Raw genomic sequence first — 15,588 nt, 5'->3', positions numbered from 1 at the left:
GTGGTGGGCGGGGGCTCTTCGCGGGCGGGCAAGGCGCTCCCGTGCCTCGCGACCTTGCCTTGACGGGACGTGCCCGCCACCTCTCCTTGGGTCGGGGACGCGCCCGTGATCTTGCGTTGGGCGAGGGACGTGCAGGCGACCTTGGGCGGGAGACGTGCCCGCGACCTTGGACGGGGGACGTGCCTGCGACCCCACCCTACGCCGGGGCGTATCCCGCAGCACCCCATATCCAGGCGCACCTCTCACCCATCGGGCGTCTCACCCATCATCGGCCCTCTCACCCATCGGGCCGGCCGCATCCCCCTCCGGTATGACGCCAAGGTTCAAACCCTGCGGGGACGCGGGCCACACCCCCTTCTCCATAACGTCACAGCATGCCCAGAAACCTTGCCATCGCCGCCGGCCACATCCTCACCGGCACGCTGCTGATGCTGCTGACGCTGCCGTCCCAGCCGGCGGAGCGCCTGGTGCGGTTCTACGGCAGCGACCTGGCGACGGCCGACCGGGTGGCGATCATCGTGCCCGGCGCCGACACCAGGGTGGCGACGTTCGACTCCAGCACGAGGCACCCCGGCGGGGCCGCGCGCGCCCTGCTGGCGGAGGCGGCCCGGCTGGCTCCCGGCGTGCGGCTGGCCGTGGTGGCGTGGCTGGGCTACGACTCACCACCCACCCTGAGCCTGGGCGCCCTCACCGACCACGCGGCCATCACCGGCGCGCGGGAGCTGCGCCGCACGGTCACGGCCCTGCACCGGCGCACCACGGCCCCGGTCGCCCTGCTGTGCCACAGCTACGGCTCCTTCGTCTGCGCCCGCGCAGCCCCCGGCTTACCGCTGGCCGACCTCGCCTTCATGGGCAGCCCCGGCGTCGGCGCGGCGGGCCCTGCTCCCGCACTCCGCGCGCGCGTCTGGGCCGGGCTCGGCGACACCGACTGGATCAGGCTCGTGCCCAAAGTCAAGCTCGGCCACCTGGGCTTCGGCGCCGACCCGATGAACGCGGCGTACGGCGCCCGCCGCTTCGAGGCGGGCGCGGGCGGCCACAGCGACTACTACACGCCGGGCACCCCGTCCCTGCACAACCTGGCCCTGATCTCCCTCGGCCGCGACCAGGAGGTGATCCCCGACGACGACGGCTCTTGACGTACCCGTTCCTGGGTACGGGAGGGGGAGGCAGGCTTTGATGACATGGTGTCGTCATCAGCTTGACGTCTAGCGCTGCCGTTTGTGACACTTCGTCATATAACGCCAGTACGAGCAGAGGTGGGCCGTGACCACGCCGTTCTCCGAGACCTTGCGCAACGCCACCTGGGCCGACCACCAGTCGGCCGAGTCGGAGGGCTACCTCTCCGCGCTCATGGGCGGCCGGTTGAGCGAGCACGACTACGGCGAGATGGTCGCCCAGCACTACTTCGCCTACACCGCACTCGACGCCGTGTCCCGCCAGCTCGCCGACCACCCGGTCGCCGGCCGCTTCGTCTTCCCCGAGCTGTACCGCGAGCAGGCACTCGAACGCGACCTCACCACGATCTACGGACCGTCCTGGCGCGAGCGCATCACCCCGTCGAAGTCCACCCGCACCCTCGTGGCCCGCATCCACCAGGTCTCCGACTGGCCCGGCGGCTACGTAGCCCACCACTACACCCGCTACCTGGGCGACCTGTCCGGCGGGCAGTTCATCCGGATGGAGCTGCAGAAGATCTACGGCTACACGAAGGGCGGGGGCGTCGACTTCTACTTCTTCGACGAGCTGGGCAGCCTGCCCCGCTTCAAGAACGAGTACCGCTCCCGCCTGGACGCCCTGGGGGCGGAGCTGGACGAGCGGGAGCAGCAACGCATGATCGGCGAGGTCAGGCTCGCATACCAGCTCAACACGGAGGTGCTGGCGGAGCTCCGGCACGTGGTGAAGGCCGCCGCCTGAGCGGCCCACCGGGGTGAGCGACGCGCCGCGGCGGGGGGCCTGGGCGATGCCCGGCTTGTCGTGCAGCACGCGGCCGGCGGTGGCCACGCTGAGCCCGATGAACGCGGCCACGTCGGAAAGGCGTCTCGGCATGGCGACGATGCCACAAGCCGTACTGCAAGAACCGAAATGAACAACGCAAGAATCCGACAAGCCATGTCGTCGGGGTCGGCCTACCATGGGCGTATGCCCCGCATCTCGGCCGCCACCATCGGCGAGCACCGCGCCCAGACGCGAGACCGCATCCTCCAGGCCGTCTCGCGGCTGTCGCGGACGCAGGGCATCGACGCCATCTCCATGACCGACGTGGCGGGGGAGGCCGGCATCACCCGCACGGTCCTGTACAACTACTTCCCCGACAAGGCGGCGCTCCTGCTGGCGTTCACCGAGCGGGTCACCGGCTACTTCATCGAGAGCTACGAGCGGGAGCTGCCCGACGGGGCCTCCCCCGCCGACCGGCTGCGCGCGTTCGTCCGGCTGCAGCTCGCCGGGCTGCTCGCGCACCCGCACCCCGGCGCGGCCGACCTCAGCGCGGCGCTCGGGCCCGACGCCTACCAGCGGCTGGCCGAGCACGTGGCGCCGATGCAGCGCGTCCTGGTGGAGATCCTCGAGAGCGGCATGGCGGCGGGCGACTTCCGCACGGTCGACGTCGACGCCACGGCCCGCATGATCCTCGCGGTCATCGGCGCCGAGCGGGTGCCGCTGATCAGCGGGGACGTGACGGTGGAGGGGGCCGGGGAGCTGGTGTCGGAGTTCGTCCTGCGGGCGCTGGGCAACGGCTGACTCCTGCCCCGCCGACCGGCGGCCGGTCGGCCGGGCAGGATGCGGCGGGACGGCGGCTCTCGGCGGCGAGCGGCAGGTGACTCTCGGCGGTGAGCGGGAGGTGACCCTCGGCGGCGAGACTGTCGGAGGCCGGTGACAGGATGGCCTGCATGACCGACGACCCCACCCTGCTGCACGGCCATGTCGAGCTGAAGTCCGCGCGCGGCCGGTGGATCCTGTTCGCCACCGTGCTCGGCTCCGGCCTGGCGATGCTCGACAGCACGGTGGTCAACGTCGCGCTGCCGTTCCTCGGGCGGGAGCTCGACGCGGGCATGGCGGGCCTGCAGTGGACGATCAACGCCTACACCCTCACCCTGGCCGGGCTGATCCTGCTGGGCGGCTCGCTCGGCGACCGCTACGGGCGCCGCACGCTCTTCCTCGTCGGCACCGTCTGGTTCGCCATCGCCTCGGCCCTGTGCGGCCTGTCGCCGAACATCGAGTTCCTCATCGGCGCCCGCGCGCTCCAGGGCATCGGCGGCGCGCTGCTCACGCCCGGCTCGCTGGCGATCATCCAGGCGTCCTTCGTCCGGCACGACCGGCCCAGGGCGGTCGGCATGTGGTCCGGCCTCGGCGGCGTCGCCAGCGCCATCGGGCCGCTGCTGGGCGGCTGGCTGGTGCAGTCGGCCGGATGGCGGTGGGCGTTCCTGATCAACCTGCCGTTCGCGGCGCTCGTCGTGTTCGTCACGCTGCGGCACGTGCCCGAGAGCAAGGACGAGGAGGCGGCGGGCCGGTTCGACGTGCTCGGCTCGGTGCTGGCGGCGCTGGCGCTGGCCGGCATCACGTACGGGCTGATCCAGAAGGGGATCTCGGTGCCGCTGGTGGCCGGGCTGGCGGTCGGGGCGGCGTTCGTGGCGCTGGAGATCCGCCGGTCACCCGACGCGCTGGTGCCGGTCGGCATGTTCCGGGACCGGGCGTTCACGGCCGTCAACGTCGTGACGCTGATCATGTACGCGGCCATGGGCGTCGTGTTCTTCCTGCTGGTGGTGCAGCTCCAGGTGGTGTCCGGGTTCTCCCCCATCGCCGCCGGGCTGGCGATGCTGCCGACGACGATCCTGATGCTGCTGCTGTCGGCCCGGGCCGGCGAGCTGGCCAAGCGGGTGGGGCCGCGCTGGCCCATGACGATCGGGATCCTGGTGGCGGGCTGCGGGTTCGTGCTGATGAGCACGATCGGGCCCGGCGCCTCCTACCTGCTGCACGTGCTGCCCGCGGTCTTCGTGTTCGGGCTGGGCCTGTCGGCGGCGGTCGCGCCACTCACCGCCACCGTCCTCGCCACCGCCGACGACCACCTCGCGGGCACGGCCAGCGGGATCAACAACGCGGTCGCCCGCACCGGCAGCCTCCTGGCCGTGGCGGCGGTGCCGCCGCTGGTGGGGCTGGTGGGCGACGCGTTCGAGCAGCCCCAGGTGTTCGACGCCGGGTTCAGGACGGCCATGCTGATCAGCGCGGTGATGATGGTGGTGGCCGCGCTGATCACGCTCCTCACCATCAGGACGAACGTCCTGGCCGCCGACGACTAGCTCCCGACCAGGCCACGACGGCGGGCCCCGTCGCGGTCAGAAGGTGAACGCCTGGCTGCGGACGCTGTTGTCGAAGTTCGACAGGAGCAGCTCCGGCTCGCCCACCGAGCGGATGCCGGGCAGCCGGGTCAGCAGCTCGCGGAACATCGTGCGCATCTCCTGCCTGGCCAGGTTCGCGCCCAGGCAGAAGTGCGGGCCGGGGCCGCCGAAGCCGACGTGCGGCTTGGTGTCGCGGGTGATGTCGAACGTGTCGGCGTCGGGGAAGACCGACTCGTCGCGGTTGGCGGAGCCGTAGAACAGCACGACCTTGTCGCCCTTCTTCAGCTCCAGGCCGCGCAGCGAATAGTCCTCGGTGACCGTGCGGCGGAACTGCATGATCGGCGACACGTAGCGGACCATCTCCTCGATGGCGCCGTTGATGTGCGCGTCGAAGTCGCTCATCAGCAGCTCGCGCTGCGCCGGGTTCTCCGTCAGGAGCCTGATGCCGTGGGCCATCGTGTTGCGGGCCGTCTCGTTGCCGGCGACCAGCAGCAGCGAGAAGAACGAGCCGAGCTCCTTGTCGGTCAGCTTCTCCCCGTCGACGTTGGCGTTGACCAGCAGCGAGACCAGGTCGCCCTTCGGGTTGGCGACCCGCTCGTGGCCGAGCTTGATGACCATGCGCTGCAGGGCGAGCAGGGCCAGCATGTTCTGGCCGGCCATCTGCACGCTACGCGCCAGGCTGGGGCGCACGCCCGTGTAGGCGGTGGAGATGTCGACGTGCTGATGCACCTTCTCCCGCAGCTCCTGCGGGATGTCCAGCATGTCGCAGATCACGTGGATCGGCAGCCGCGCGGCCACCTGGCTGACGAAGTCGCGCGGGCCGTCCCGCACCACGTCGTCCACGATGCGGGCACACGCCGCCTCGATGTCGCTCTGCAGCCCCGCCAGCATCTTCGGGCTGAACGAACGGGTCACGATGCGGCGCAGCCGGGCGTGACGCGGGTCGTCCATGTTGACCATCGACTCGCCGAACACCTGCTTCACCCAGCTCGGCGGCTCGGGGTTGGTGACGGCCGGCTCACTGGAGAAGACCTTGGCGTTCCGGCTGGCCTCCACCACGTCGGCGTGGCGTACGAGGGCGTAGAAGCCCTTGCCCGAACGGAGGAACGGCACCTTCTTCTCCGGGAAGAACACCGGGTGCTCCAATTGCCGGAGCCGGGCGAACGCCTCATTCCGCTCTTTGAGGGGTTTGCGCCAGAAATCCAGATCAGCGAGGTCGATGTCCACCCATCTATCCTGGCACGTTCCCGCGCCCCGAAGGGCCCATCGGCGTCCCGGATCGCCTCCCGGCCCGCACTCCCGTGCCCTTCGTTCCACGCCCGCCCCGCCGGGCCCCACGCCGCCCCGCGCTCCCGCCGCCCCTCGGCTCCCCACCCACTCCGCTCCGCCCCACACCCGCCCACCCTGCCCACCATCGCCCCGCGCACCCACCCCCAGCGCACTACCGTCACGGCGGGCCACAACCGCAATCATGCGGCCCCAAGGGGCGGCTGGTGTGACGCGGCGGGCAGCGAGGAGGGCGAGCGGTGCGGGCAGTGTGGTGGTGGGCGGTGCAGCACGAGGGCGGCCCAGGCACGAACACCGTGCGGGCGCGGACGGACGGGCGGGCGGCCAGCACAGGCGGGAGCGCGAACGCAAACGGCGTGGCGGTGAGCGGCGTGGCGGTGAGCGGCGCGGGGGCGGGAGGCGAGTAGGGGCGGGAGGTGGGCGGTGGTGGGGGGTGATGTGCATTCTGTCCTCCTGGGGCGTTCTCGTGCCGTTCAGGCCTGGTTCGGCATCGCTGGTCATTACTTCCGGTATGAATGCGTTGCTCGCCGCCTGCCTGATCGTTCCGCTCGCCTCAGGAGCAGCTCCGGTCGCCGGAATCGGCTCGTTCACAGCCGAGCGGGGGCCCGCCGTTCGCGCCTGTGGCGGGCATCCGCTCGACTTCGATGGGGACGGGCGGCCTGATCTGGCTGTGGCGGCGCCCTACGACGGTGCCAGGGCCGGGTCCGTGACCGTTATGTATGGGTCGGGGAAGAAGGTCAAGCTCACGCAGGAGGGGGCGGAGGCGGGCGACTCGTTCGGGTCGGCGCTGGCCGTGGGGGACTTCAACGGGGATCGGTGTACCGATCTGGCGGTGGGGGTGTCGGAGGAGTTTCTCGGTGAGCGGGTGCCGGGAGGTGACGGGAACGGGGTGGTGCAAGTCTTCGATGGCGGGCCGGGCGGGCTCGTGGCGGGGAAGGAGCTGAGGCTGGACAAGCCGTCCAGTGACCGGTTCGGGGCTTCGCTGGCGGCGGGGGATCTGGACGGGGACGGGAAGGACGAGCTGGTCGTGGGGGCGCCCAGTCATCGGTCGGGCGGGGTCGTGACGGTGTACGGGATGAAGGGGCGCAAGGCATACCGGATCACGCAGAAGACGGCATGGGTGGGGCAGGCGGCGAGCGTCACCGACCAGTGGGGGGCGTCGCTGGCGGCCGGGGATTTCGATGGGGACGGGCGGGATGAGCTGGTCGTGGGGGCTCCTGCCGACAGTGTGCGGGTGGATGGGCAGGGGTCCGTGACCGTGATCGATGTGCGGCGGAAGCGGGCCCGGTTGTTGACGCAGAGCACGCCTGGGATCAAGGGGGCCTCCGAGAAGTGGGACAACTTCGGTGCGGCGCTGGCGACCGGGGACTTCAACGGGGACGGGAAGGCCGACCTGGCGATCGGCGTGCCGGGCGAAGGGCTCAGTGCCAATCAGCGGGCCATGGACTACGGGGACGGCACGGTGGACGTGCTGTACGGGTCGCGGGGCGGGCTGCGTACCGACAGGACCGAGGCGTGGTCGCAGAACACGCTGGAGGGCAAGCCCCGCTACTACGACCGGTTCGGGGCGGCGCTGGCCGCCGGGGACTTCAACGGGGACGGCAACGACGAGCTGGCCATCGGGGTGCCGGGTGAGAAGGCGGTGCAGGTGCTCGCCGGTCGGTCCGAGGGTGGGCTGACCCGGGTCGGGAATCTGCTGGTCAAAGGTAAGGGGCAGGACTTCGGGGCGGCGGTGACCGCGTTGCCGGGGTGGGAGCGGTACCGGTCGCTGGCCAAGCGGCCCGCCGTGTACGGGCTGGTGGTGGCGGCGCCGGACCAAGGGCTGATCATGTACGCGGCAGGTAGCAGGCGGGGGTCCGGGAAGGTCAAGCTGGGGAAGGTGCGGCAGATCGACAAGGGTGCCGGTCTTTACGGCTACACCTTCGGCTGAGGGCCCGTTTCCCGGTCCGGTCCGGTCCGTGCCGAGGCTCCCGGTCCGCGCCGGGGCTCCCGGTCCGGTCCGCGCCCGGGCCCGCCCCGCTACGCCTTCGGCCGCGGCGGCTCCAGGGGGAGGATGACGCGGAACAAGGCGCCCTTGCCCGGCTCGCTCTCCGCCATCACGATCCCGCCGTGCGCCTCCACCAGCGTGGCCGCGATCGACAGCCCCAGCCCCGACCCGCCGGCGCTGCGGGCGGGGTCGGCGCGGTAGAAGCGTTCGAAGACCCGCTCCGCCACCTCCTCCGAGAACCCGGGGCCCTCGTCGGCCACCTCCACCACGGCCTGGTCGCCGTGCACGCCCACCCGGACCTGGAACGGGGTGCCGGGCGGGGTGTGGGTGAGGGCGTTGGTGACGAGGTTGTTGAGCACCTGCGCCAGGCGCGGCTCGTCGCCGGTCACGATCACGTCGCCCTCGCCGCCGTACAGCCGGACCAGCTCGATCTTCCTGTCGGGCGCGAGCGTCTGGGCGTCGATGACGACGGTGGCGGCCAGGCTGAGCAGGTCGACGGGGCGCTGGCCCAGCTCGCGCCGCTGGTCGAGCCGGGCCAGCAGGAGCATGTCCTCGACGAGGAGCCCCATGCGGGCGGCCTGGCCCTCGATGCGGCTCAGCAGGCGTACGGCCTCGGCCAGGTCCTTCTCCTCTCCCAGCCGGTACAGCTCGGCGAAGCCCCTGATCGAGGTCAGCGGGGTGCGCAGCTCGTGGGAGGCGTCGGCCATGAAGCGGCGCATCAGCTCCTCGGAGCGGCGGGCGGCCGTGGCGGACTCGCGGGCGGACTCGGCGGCCTCCTCGCGCTCGCGGACCGCCACCTCGATCTGGGCGAGCATGGTGTTGAGCGAGCGGCCGAGCTTACCGACCTCGGTGGTGCCGGCCCACAGGGGGACGCGGCGTGACAGGTCGCCGCCGGCGATGTCGTTCGCGGTGCTCGCGATCTGGCGCAGGGGGCGCAGGCTGCGGCGGACGAGGCCGTAGCAGACGAAGCCGAGCACGACCAGGGTGCTGCCGCCGCCGACCGCCACGATCAGGATGAGCTGGGAGACGGTCGCGTCCACGTCGGCGAGGCTGATGGCCATCATGCGGCTCTGGCCGTCGCGGGTCGGCACGGCGACGACCCGCCAGCTCGGGCCGCCCGCGTCGCGCGACTCGACGGTGAACGGCCGCCCCCTCAGCTCGATGACCTCGGCGAGGGTCAGGGCGGGCAGGTCGGGCGTGTGCTCCTCGGTGGACTCGCTGATGGTCCTGGCGAGCCGGCCGTCCGGGCCGAGGACGACGCCGTGGAAGAGGCCGAAGTAGCGTTGCGGCCGGCCGTCGGGGCGCAGGTCCACCGGTGGTGGGGGCGGGTCGCGGGGCGCGGTGGCCACGCGGAGCTGCTGGTCGACGCGTTCGACGAGGTAGCTGCGCAGCAGGCGGACGGCGAACAGGCCGGTGGCGGTGATGGCGAGGGTGACCAGCAGGAGGGTGGCCGAGACGAGGCGCAGCCAGAGCGGCGCCCTGGACAGCTGCCTCCTGAGGCCACCGGCGATCCCGCGCACGGCCTTCGACGGGTGCCGGCTCATACTCGCGGCGGGCGCAGGATGTAGCCGACCCCGCGCAGGGTGTGCAGGTACTTGCGTTCGCCGGTGTCCACCTTGCGGCGCAGGTACGACACGTACGACTCGACGAGGCCGACGTCGGTGCGCCAGTCGCCGTTCCAGACGTGGTCGAGGATCTGGGTCTTGGACAGCACCCGGCCGACGTTCAGCATGAAGTACTGCAGCAGCCGGAACTCCGTCGGCGACAGCCGGACGGGCACGCCGTCCCGCCACACCTCGTGGCTCTCCTCGTCCAGCTCCAGGTCGGCGACGCGCAGGCGGTTGGGCGGCGGCGCGCCGCGCCTGGTCCTGCGCAGCACGGCCCGGATGCGGGCGATGACCTCCTCCAGGCTGAACGGCTTGGTCACGTAGTCCTCGCCGAGCCCCAGCCCGGCGATGCGGTCCTCCGGCGTGTCCTTGGCCGTCACGAACAGGACCGGGACCCGGCGGCCGCGGGACCGCAGCCTTCCCGCGACCGCCAGGCCGTCCAGGTCGGGCAGCATCACGTCGAGCATCACCAGGTCGGGCGAGCTCTCCTCGGCCACCCGCAGGGCCTCCATGCCGTCGGCCGCGGTCAGCACCTCGAACCCGGCCATGCGCAGGCTGGCCGAGAACAGCTCCCTGATGTTGGGCTCGTCGTCGACCACCAGCAGCTTGGCCTCGGGTTCGCTCATCGCGGGCCTCCTCCCTGGAATCCCTGGCTCCCCTGGCTGATCGACGTGGCGGTGACCGCGCCGTCGGCGCCCTGCTGCCCGCGCACCACGATGGTGGTGCCGGTCTCCAGGTCAGAGACCTTACCGGGCTTGGAGATCTGCACGGTGGTCCGGTCGGTGGTGGTGACCGTGACGGTGGCGCCGTCCATGGTCCTGACGTACACCTTGCCGTCCTCGATCTTCTCGACCGTGCCGACGGTGCCGCCGCCCATGCGCTGCCCCCCGCCACCGCCCGGCTGCTGCTGCCCGCCGGGCTGCTGCGCGCCGCCGGGGAACTGGCCGCGCTGCCCGTAGCCGCCCATGGCGCCGGTGCCGCGCTGCTGCGCGGCACCGGCGGCCTGCGGGGGCGCGTCGGCGGCGCCGAACCAGCTCTCCGCCTGGATGCCGATCAGGATCCCGGCCACCAGGACGACGCCGGCGGCCAGCGCCAGCGTGACCTTGGAGGTGCCCTTGGCGGGCTGGACGGCGAGCTCCTCCCGCAGGTCGTCCCGGAACGGGGAGGAGTCCAGCTTGTCCATGTCCTTGTCTCCTAACTCGTGGCGCGAGGCCTACTCGTGGCGCAGAGCCTGGATCGGCCTGAGCTTGGCCGCCCGATTGGCGGGATAACTGCCGAAGAACAGCCCGATGCCCAGCGACACGCCCAGCGCCAGCACCACCGATGACGGCACGAGGACCGGCTCGATGCCGGCGATGGTGAACCTGGTCCCCACGAACGCCACCAGCACCCCGGACAGCCCCCCGACCAGGCTCAGCAGCGTCGCCTCCATCAGGAACTGGCCCAGGATGGCGCTCCTGGGTGCTCCGATGGCCTTGCGGATGCCGATCTCGCGCGTGCGCTCCGTGACCGTCACCAGCATGATGTTGGTGATGCCGATACCGCCCACCAGCAGCGAGATCGCGGCGACGGCGCCGAGCAGCACGGTGAAGGTGCCGGTCGCCTCGCTGACGGTCTCCTGCAGAGTGGCCTGGTTGAGTACGCGGTAGTCGGGGTTGTCGTTCGTGATGCCGTGTCGTTGGTTGAGGATAGCCGTGACCTCGGCCTGCGCCGACGTGGTCGTCCCCGCGCCGGTGGCCTGCACGACGATCTGCCCGAGCGAGCCGAACCCGCTCAGGCTCTGCTGCACCGCCGGCAGCGGCGCGATGGCGATGTCGTCGGCGTCCTGCATGCCGGTGGAGCCGGCCTCCTTCAGCACGCCGACCACCGTGAACGGCACCCCCGACACGCTGATCTGCTTGCCGATGGGATCGACGGCGCCGAACAGCTCTTCCACGACCGTCTGCCCGAGCACCACGACCTTCCTGGCGGCCAGCACGTCGTCGTTGAAGAAGTACGTGCCCTTGGCGACGGGCTTGTTGACGGCCTCGAAGTAGCTCGGGTAGGTGCCGACGAACTGCGCCACGGAGTGGCTGGCGGCGCCGTACGTGGCGGTGGAGGAGGAGGCGTTGACCACCGGCGAGACGCTCTTCACCGACGGGGCGAGCGTCTTGTCGGTCAGCGCCTTGGCGTCGGCGAGGCTGAGCTGCCTGGCCTGGGTGCGCGGCCCGGTGTTCGCGCCCCCGCCGCCGCCGGGGCCGCGCATCGCGCCGCCTCCGCCGGAGAAGGACGGCGAGATCGTCAGCGTGTTCGCGCCGAGGCGCTGGATGTTCTGCTGGATGCTCTGCGAGGAGCCCTCGCCGACCGCGACCAGCATGATGACCGCGGCCACGCCGATGAGGATGCCGAGCGTGGTCAGCGCGCTGCGCATCTTGTTGGCCAGCAGGCCGCGCAGCGCGAAGCGGAGGATCTCGATCTGGTTCACGTGGTCGCCTCCACGAGCCGCGGCGGCGGGCCGTCCACCGGCGCCTGGCGGCGGTCCGCCACGATCTCGCCGTCCACCAGCCTGATCACCCGCTTGGCGTGCGCGGCCACGTCGTCCTCGTGTGTGATCAGGACGATCGTCCGGCCGGTCGCGCTGAGCCGGTCCATGATCTCCAGGACGTCGCCGGTCGAGGCGGTGTCGAGGTTGCCCGTCGGCTCGTCGGCCAGCAGCAGCGCCGGCGCGGTGACCAGGGCCCTGGCGACGGCGACGCGCTGCTGCTGGCCGCCGGAGAGCTGGTTCGGCTCGTGGTGCACGCGGTCGGTCAGGCCGACCTGCTCCAGCGCGGCCAGCGCCCGCGCGCGCCGCTCCGCCTGGCCGACGCCGCCGTACACGAGCGGCAGCTCCACGTTGGCCAGCGCGCTCATGCGCGGGATCAGGTTGAACGACTGGAAGACGAACCCGACCCGGCGGTTGCGCAGGATGGCGAGCTGGTGCTCGTTCAGCAGGCCGACGTCGGTCCCGTCGATGAGGTACGTGCCGGAGGTCGGGACGTCGAGGCAGCCGAGGATGTTCATGAGCGTCGACTTGCCGGAGCCGGAGGCGCCCATGATGGCCACGTAGTCGCCCTGCTGGACGTCCAGGCTGATGCCGCGCAGGGCGCGCACCCGGGCGTCGCCGTCGCCGTACTCCTTGACGAGGTCCCGCACCCGCAGGACCGGCACGGGCTCCACGACGCGCGGCCCCGCGGCCGTCATCGCCCTCCTCCACCGGGCATGCCGCCGCCTCCGGGGAACCCGCCGCCGGTGCCGCCGACCCCGCGCATCCCGCCGCCGCCGCTGCCCGTGGTGCCGGTCGTCGTGGACGGGGGCACGATCTCGTCGCCCTCCGACACGCCCGACTTGATCTCGGTCAGCGTGGCGCCCTGCACGCCGACCTCGACCGGGGTCCTGGTCTGGCGGCCGTCGCGCAGCACGGTGACCGTGGTCTGGCCGCCGCTGGTGGAGACCGCCGTGGAGGGGACGGTGACGACGTTCTCCGCCTGGCCGACCACGACCTCGACGGTGGCCGTCTGCCCCAGCCTGACCTGCTCGGGGGCCTTCGTGAACGTGATCGTCACCGGGTACTGGACGACGTTGTTGCTGGTGGAGGCGACCGGCTGGATCTGCGTGACCTCGCCGGTCGCGGTGACGCCCGGCAGCGCGTCGAACGTGATCGTGGCCTCCTGGCCCTGCTTGAGCTTGCCGGCGTCGGACTCGGTGAAGGTGCCGACGAGCTGCAGCTTCGTGGTGTCGGCCAGCTCGATGAAGCCTGAGGAGCCGCTCGTGGCGCTCGTCGTCTGCCCGGAGCCCTGGCCACCGCCCGCACTGGAGCCCGAGCCCGACCCTGAGCCTGAGGACGTGCCCCCAACCGAGCCGTTCACGGCGGTGATCGTGCCCTTGAACGGCGCCTTCAGCACCGTCCCCGCGACCGTGCGCTGGGCCTCCCGGTAGGCGTTGCGGGCCTTGATGTAGGCGGCGTAGCGGGCGGCCGTGTCCGTCCCGTCGTCGAGGGCGCTCTGGTACGTGGCCTTCGCCGCCGCCAGGCTCTCCTGGGCGGCGGAATCGTCCAGCCTGGCCAGGATGTCGCCCTTGGCCACCTTGTCCCCGGCCTTGACGTAGATCTTCTCCACGGTCCCGCTCGTCCCGAACGAGAGCGCCCTGGACCGGGAGCTCTCGACCGCCCCCGACGCCGTCACCGAGGCGGTCACGGAGCCGCGGCCCGCGGTCACCGTCCGCACGGTGGTCTCACCGGCGGCCTGGCCCGTGCCGAGCTGCGCGTAGGCGAGCCCGGCACCGCCCAGCAGGAGCACCGCGAGCGCCCCGTTGGTAATCAGCGCTCTGCGCCTGATCGACACCTTCACGAGCGAGGACCCTTGCACACAATGCTGCGCCGCAGCCGTGGGCAAGCTGAACGTCCGCTGGGAGCCCCGCGCGCCACGCCGGCCCACAGGTAACTCTGAGGGTCCTCGCAGGCTGGCGCGATCCTGCTCGGCCAGGATGTGCCGTCATGAGACCGACTTTCGCGCTGGGCGGCCTCGCCCTCGCCGTGCTCGTGGCCGGCTCCGGCCTCGTGCTGGCGCTGCGCGACGACACCCCGCCCACCGTCCAGGTACGGCTGGCCTCCGCCCAGCGCGGCCTGGTCACGGCCTCGGTGAGCGCGGCGGGGAGCACCGTGGACGGCTCGCGCAGGGACCTGGCGTTCGGCTCCCCGGGGACGCTGACCAAGGTGTACGTCAAGGTCGGGACCAAGGTGAAGAAGGGCCAGGTCCTGGCCAGGATCGACGGGCGGGCGGCGCGCGAGGCGTACGCGGCGGCCAAGGCCGACCTGGCGGCCGCCGAGGAGGCGCTGGAGCAGGCGTCCTCCGGCACCCCGGCCGCGTCCTCCGGCACCCCGGCCGCTAGCCCGACGGGCAGCTCCACGGCGGTCAGCGGCCGGGCCTCGTCACCCGCTGGGAGCGGTGCTTCCGGCTCGGCCTGTGTGCCCGTGAAGACCGGCGGCACGACGCCCGCGAAGGGCGCGAGCCCGGCTCCCTCCCGCAGGGCGACCGGCACCGCCTCCAGCGCGTCCACCGGCGGTCCGGCCGGGCACGGCGGCGGCGCTGGTGGCGTGCTGGGGCCCGCCGCGCGTTCCGGCGACGGGACCGGCACGAGCCCCACGCCCGACCTCACGCCGCACCCGACGCCCACGCCCGGCACCACGGATCCCGAGCCGCAGCCCACGGCGACGGCCACGGTGACGGCCACAGTGACGGCTACTGTGACGGCGACCGCCACCGTCACCACGACGGTCACCGCCACTCCTACGCACGGCACGCCCGGCGGCGGGACTGGCGGGACCGGTGGGACCGGTGGCGACGGGGCTGGGCAGCCCGGCGGGCAGCCGTCCAGCACGGGCGGCCCCTCCGCGAGCACGGGCCCCTCCACCACCGCGCGCCCGTCCACTGCCAAGCCGTCGGCCGGCGCCAAGCCGTCCACCAGCGGGAAGCCGTCGGCGAGCGGGAAGCCCACGGCGGGCGCGAAGCCCACGGCCAGGAGCAGCGGGCAAGCCTGCGCCACCCCGGCCGGCACCAGGAACACGGGCACCGGCACCCCGGGCGGCGCCACAAGCACAGGTGCCAGGGCGGGGACGAGTGAGGAGCAGGCCGCCGCGAACGTGGACCGCGCCGAGGCGGCGCTGGAGGAGGCCGCCGACGCCGTGCGCGGCACCCGCATCGTGGCGCCCGCGTCCGGCACGGTCCTGTCGATCGCCGGCCGGGCGGGCGACGCGGCGGGCACCGGCACGTTCATCAGCCTCGGTAACCTCAACGAGCTGCAGGTCTCGGCCATGGTCACCGAGTCCGACGTGAACCGGCTCAAGCTCGGTCAGAAAGCCCAGATCACCCTGGCCACCCGGGGTAGTGAGAAGCACCAGGCTTCGGTGACGGCCATCGCGCCGACCGCGACGGTGGACGGGCAGCTCGTCCGCTACGCGGTCACCCTCGCCTTCGACGAGCCGCCGTCGGGGCTCATGCTGGGCCAGACCGCGTCGGTGACGATCACCACGGGCGAGTCCAGGAACGCCGTCTACGTGCCGGCCGCGGCGGTGCGTACCAGGGCGGACGGCACGCAGGTGGTCACGGTGCGCTCGGGCGGCCGGGACTCGACGAAGGCCGTGCGGACGGGCGTGCGCGGCGACCAGTACGTCGAGGTCGTCTCCGGCCTGTCGGAGGCCGACCAGGTGGTCATGTCGGGCGCGGCGTCGGGCGAGTTCCCCGACGGAAGCTGGCCGGACGCATGACCTGCGAGCATGCCGGGCGATTCCCGCCGGACGGGAGCCGCGGCACCTGAGCCGGCCGGTCCGGGCGGAAACCACCCGCCCGCCCGGGCCGGCCAC

14 protein-coding genes are annotated in these 15,588 nt (G+C 72.4%); 7 read left to right on the top strand and 7 right to left on the bottom strand.

Annotated features, from left to right (window positions below; translation table 11 throughout):
- Positions 1–374 precede the first annotated feature (374 nt).
- From HCN51_RS01100 to HCN51_RS01085, 4 genes are all read left to right on the top strand, one after another.
- On the top strand, positions 375–1,136 hold the full coding sequence (locus tag HCN51_RS01100; RefSeq protein WP_168005753.1) for an alpha/beta hydrolase: 762 nt from the start codon (positions 375–377) through the stop codon (positions 1,134–1,136).
- Between the two features lie 127 nt (positions 1,137–1,263).
- Positions 1,264–1,914, top strand: a complete 651-nt coding sequence (locus HCN51_RS01095; RefSeq protein WP_168005751.1) for a biliverdin-producing heme oxygenase — start codon at positions 1,264–1,266, stop codon at positions 1,912–1,914.
- Between the two features lie 225 nt (positions 1,915–2,139).
- Entirely contained in the window at positions 2,140–2,736 is a 597-nt protein-coding gene (locus HCN51_RS01090) for a TetR/AcrR family transcriptional regulator (protein ID WP_168005749.1), read from the top strand.
- Positions 2,737–2,885: 149 nt separating this feature from the next.
- A complete protein-coding gene (locus HCN51_RS01085; RefSeq protein WP_168005747.1) occupies positions 2,886–4,292 on the top strand; it encodes an MFS transporter in 1,407 nt (468 codons plus the stop codon).
- Positions 4,293–4,328: 36 nt separating this feature from the next.
- Here the strand turns inward: HCN51_RS01085 and HCN51_RS01080 are convergent, their stop codons facing one another.
- Complete coding sequence (locus HCN51_RS01080) at positions 4,329–5,558, bottom strand: cytochrome P450 (protein ID WP_080040796.1); 1,230 nt, start codon at positions 5,556–5,558, stop codon at positions 4,329–4,331.
- A gap of 299 nt (positions 5,559–5,857) precedes the next feature.
- On the opposite strand from HCN51_RS01080, the gene HCN51_RS01075 reads away from it, so the two are divergent.
- Together HCN51_RS01075 and HCN51_RS01070 are read left to right on the top strand one after the other, a co-directional pair.
- The gene (locus tag HCN51_RS01075; protein WP_168005745.1) at positions 5,858–6,025 is read left to right on the top strand and encodes a hypothetical protein; all 168 of its coding nucleotides are present in this window, start codon (positions 5,858–5,860) and stop codon (positions 6,023–6,025) included.
- 104 nt (positions 6,026–6,129) lie between these two features.
- Positions 6,130–7,548: an FG-GAP-like repeat-containing protein gene (locus HCN51_RS01070; protein ID WP_168005743.1), complete on the top strand. Its 1,419-nt coding sequence runs from the start codon at positions 6,130–6,132 to the stop codon at positions 7,546–7,548.
- 89 nt (positions 7,549–7,637) lie between these two features.
- On the opposite strand, the gene HCN51_RS01065 is transcribed toward HCN51_RS01070, so the two are convergent.
- From HCN51_RS01065 to HCN51_RS01040, 6 genes are read right to left on the bottom strand one after another with little or no spacing between them, the layout of a single operon-like run.
- Positions 7,638–9,149 carry a sensor histidine kinase gene (locus HCN51_RS01065; RefSeq protein WP_168005741.1) on the bottom strand — a complete coding sequence of 504 codons (1,512 nt, stop codon included), beginning with the start codon at positions 9,147–9,149 and terminating at the stop codon, positions 7,638–7,640.
- A complete protein-coding gene (locus HCN51_RS01060; RefSeq protein WP_168005739.1) occupies positions 9,146–9,838 on the bottom strand; it encodes a response regulator transcription factor in 693 nt (230 codons plus the stop codon). The genes HCN51_RS01065 and HCN51_RS01060 overlap by 4 nt, the downstream gene beginning before the upstream one ends.
- A complete protein-coding gene (locus HCN51_RS01055) occupies positions 9,835–10,395 on the bottom strand; it encodes a hypothetical protein (RefSeq protein ID WP_168005737.1) in 561 nt (186 codons plus the stop codon). Before HCN51_RS01055 ends, HCN51_RS01060 begins: the two co-directional genes overlap by 4 nt.
- A 30-nt stretch (positions 10,396–10,425) precedes the next feature.
- Positions 10,426–11,676, bottom strand: coding sequence for an ABC transporter permease (locus HCN51_RS01050; protein ID WP_168005735.1), 1,251 nt, complete (start codon positions 11,674–11,676; stop codon positions 10,426–10,428).
- Positions 11,673–12,431, bottom strand: a complete 759-nt coding sequence (locus tag HCN51_RS01045) for an ABC transporter ATP-binding protein (RefSeq protein ID WP_168005733.1) — start codon at positions 12,429–12,431, stop codon at positions 11,673–11,675. The genes HCN51_RS01050 and HCN51_RS01045 overlap by 4 nt, the downstream gene beginning before the upstream one ends.
- Positions 12,428–13,576 (bottom strand): permuted SH3 domain-containing protein, encoded by a 1,149-nt coding sequence (locus tag HCN51_RS01040; protein WP_168005731.1) that lies wholly within the window; start codon positions 13,574–13,576, stop codon positions 12,428–12,430. The genes HCN51_RS01045 and HCN51_RS01040 overlap by 4 nt, the downstream gene beginning before the upstream one ends.
- Positions 13,577–13,722: 146 nt before the next feature.
- Between HCN51_RS01040 and HCN51_RS01035 the strand changes: the two genes are divergently transcribed.
- Complete coding sequence (locus HCN51_RS01035; RefSeq protein WP_168005729.1) at positions 13,723–15,492, top strand: efflux RND transporter periplasmic adaptor subunit; 1,770 nt, start codon at positions 13,723–13,725, stop codon at positions 15,490–15,492.
- The last annotated feature ends 96 nt before the right edge of the window (positions 15,493–15,588 follow it).

The sequence above is a fragment of the Nonomuraea composti genome, from assembly GCF_012034275.1.
Classification (GTDB): Bacteria; Actinomycetota; Actinomycetes; order Streptosporangiales; family Streptosporangiaceae; genus Nonomuraea; species Nonomuraea composti.
This window is presented reverse-complemented; position numbering and strand designations above follow the sequence as displayed.